The 2,531-nt window shown below is 46.8% G+C and carries 4 protein-coding genes; 2 read left to right on the top strand and 2 right to left on the bottom strand.

From position 1 onward, the window contains the following. Window positions 1-451: phage virion morphogenesis protein (locus tag F8N49_RS27160; RefSeq protein ID WP_151553267.1), on the top strand; the 451-nt coding region annotated here is incomplete at its 5' end. 160 nt (window positions 452-611) lie between these two features. Then, complete coding sequence (locus F8N49_RS27155; RefSeq protein ID WP_151553266.1) at window positions 612-1,139, top strand: hypothetical protein; 528 nt, start codon at window positions 612-614, stop codon at window positions 1,137-1,139. Between the two features lie 71 nt (window positions 1,140-1,210). Here the strand turns inward: F8N49_RS27155 and F8N49_RS27150 are convergent, their stop codons facing one another. Together F8N49_RS27150 and F8N49_RS27145 are read right to left on the bottom strand one after the other, a co-directional pair. Next, on the bottom strand, window positions 1,211-1,774 hold the full coding sequence (locus tag F8N49_RS27150) for a hypothetical protein (protein WP_151553265.1): 564 nt from the start codon (window positions 1,772-1,774) through the stop codon (window positions 1,211-1,213). Window positions 1,775-1,987: 213 nt separating this feature from the next. Beyond that, window positions 1,988-2,374: a hypothetical protein gene (locus F8N49_RS27145; protein WP_151553264.1), complete on the bottom strand. Its 387-nt coding sequence runs from the start codon at window positions 2,372-2,374 to the stop codon at window positions 1,988-1,990. Window positions 2,375-2,531 lie beyond the last annotated feature (157 nt).

The raw sequence follows: 2,531 nt of genomic DNA, 5'->3' as shown, positions 1-2,531 counted from the left end.
CGAAGACGCGATCGGCGACCTCACACCTTTGATGAAATCCATCGCCGCCGAACTCGCCGGCCAAACCGAAGAAAACTTCGAACACGAAGGCCGCCCCGAGTGGCCTGAACTCTCCGATGTCACCAAAGAGAAACGTGCAAAGCACGGCCACTGGCCGGGGCAGATGCTGCAGGTCAGTGCTGCAGGTTTGGCGGCATCTATAACTACGCACGCAACCGACAGTTCGGCCATGGTTGGCAGCAACAAGCCGTATGCGGCGATGATGCAATTCGGCGGGGAACGGGCGGAATTTCCACAGTTGTGGGGGGACGTACCAGCTCGGCCTTATCTGCCTATGGATGCAGCGGGCAAATTGGGGCCTGAGAGTGAAGACGCAATCATGGATTTAGCCTTGGCTCACCTGAAAGCAGCGGTATTCCTGAACTCAAAAATATTGGCGGACCGTGCCTAGGCGGGGGATCGCTTGAGACCACCCACATGAAAACGTACCTTAACCCAAAGGTTTTGGATTTTTTTTACGAAAAAAGGTACCTTTTAGAGTGTAATGAAGGTACCTTTTGATCGTGTAAAAAAAATCAAGCCTGATGTTTAGGTACCTAAAGGGGATGGTTATGTTGATAAAATTTAATTCTGATAATGAAGAGTTTCATGAGCGCCTTCTAGCAGCAACGGGCCTTCGAACCGTAACCGGGGCGTATCGGTCAGCCGCCGTTCAATACCCAGGAATGAAGTATCGAATCCGTCATTTGCAGAGGCAGCTTGATGAGCTAAAACAAGAAAACATGGCTTTAAGGCAGACCTTGATAGATGCGCGTGAAGCCGCAATTCTGCTCGCGCAGAAGGCGTCTATCTCAGACGCTGAAAGGGTGCCGTCTGAGCCTTATCTTGAGTCTGAGTACGTGTTCAAGAGCTGGAGCACGCATATGTCTCCGCATTTTTTGCTCGGAGAGCTGAGCAATCCGGTCCTTGAGGATGACCGCGCTGTTCAGACACTCGAATTTTCAAATGGAGGTTTACTCAAAGCATCCTGGAATCCAGACGGCACTGATATGAAAGTTATCGAGCTCACAAAGCTCTCCCTTTCCTTCATCCCGGGAGATGAGGACTTCACTTTTCACGTTGAGATTTTCCCAGAATGACGGAGAGATCACATTAAGCTTTGCTGATCAATTGAGTCTGCAAGAAAGATCAAAAAAATGATCGTTCACGGCTATAGCGTCACACCTAAATCACGCAATACGCCAGCGAGTGCTGAAAAGGTTTTGTAGGTGTCATCAGCGAAAGCCAAGTACACAGAACCGACTATCGTGAGGATTGCACCAAGGATGACGGTGCCTGAGCCTTGGCCCAGTATTTTTGGAAGCGTTGCCTCTTCGTGATATCTGATTTGTGCTAGACAAATATCTATGCGGCGTTCAGTTATTTGTAAACGTTGAACAAAATTTTTCTCATCCTGAATTGCGACCCTCTGAATTTCATCAATTTGCCGCTGCAGGTGCTGAATTGGAGAATGGTTGTCCACACCCATTATGGCTGCTGTGTATTTGAAGGAGTACGATTTGCTTCCATCGATTTCCGGCAGGAAAGCCTCAAAGGCTAGCTTTCTTGCTTGGGCAGCACTTTTCGCATTTTTGAGTGATATGGCAATTGAGGTAAAAGAGGAAATGACCACAATTGCTAAACCAAGGACTGTGAACCAATTTTCGTTAGCAAACCCTAGTCCGATAGACAGAACCAGTACTGCGAGAGTAACAAGACCGATAAAACATGCCAAATATTCTACTCCTCAATAGCATCTAATTACTGCATATATTGCTCTCGATCCACGCAACTAAGAACTAGGGGGTAGCTACGACCATTTGTAGTTCGACGCATTTTAGAATGAGGATGCACTCGTTACTAAAGTTCTAAGGGCTTATCGCAAAAATTGACAATAAAAATGCAAGGGCAACAACTGTCACCCTTTCATGTTCTACGCTTTGTGCACTTAGAACTCTTGCGCACCCCATTTTCGGACCAAGTCAGTTAAACCGGAGAAGTTTTTCACCTGATGTACACGAGAGGTCGTTAGGTGGAAATGCTTCCAGCATTGGGCCAAGCAATCGCCCCAAGTCATTTTAGAGTCAGTCAAATAGGCGTCAAAACCTTCCGAGGGCTTACAAGCAGTCGTATTGATGACGAGAGAGTTCAAAAGTGGCAATTTATTGTCGTGGCAGAAATTGCCAACAATTCCGGCGTAGAATCCAGCCATGTTATGGCTTAGGCCGAAAGCATTCTCTAACTCGTTATACGGTACTACCCGTTTTTCTTGAGCCGCAAGAATCAGATAGCGCAGGATGCTGGAAAATGTATCGAGGTTAAAATAAGCGGGCATAATCAGTCTCCAGAGAGAGTGTATACACGAGTCAAGAAGGCACTTTGTGCAACTTCTATAAGACTCTATTAATATTGAACAGCTATGTCAGCTAACTGATGAAATCAGAAAGGACCCCTAAACCGTAGTTTTTTAAAGCGCTGACGTCAAGGGCTTT

It is taken from the genome of Pseudomonas sp. GXM4, assembly GCF_008923895.1.
GTDB classification, from domain to species: domain Bacteria; phylum Pseudomonadota; class Gammaproteobacteria; order Pseudomonadales; family Pseudomonadaceae; genus Aquipseudomonas; species Aquipseudomonas atacamensis.
Note: the sequence above shows the minus strand (reverse complement) of the source record. Positions and strands in the feature narration are given on the sequence as shown.

Coding starts and splice junctions, on each gene's coding strand:
- F8N49_RS27155 (WP_151553266.1), top strand. CDS start 612: ATGTTGATAAAATTTAATTCTGATAATGAAGAGTTTCATGAGCGCCTT.
- F8N49_RS27145 (WP_151553264.1), bottom strand. CDS start 2,374: ATGCCCGCTTATTTTAACCTCGATACATTTTCCAGCATCCTGCGCTAT.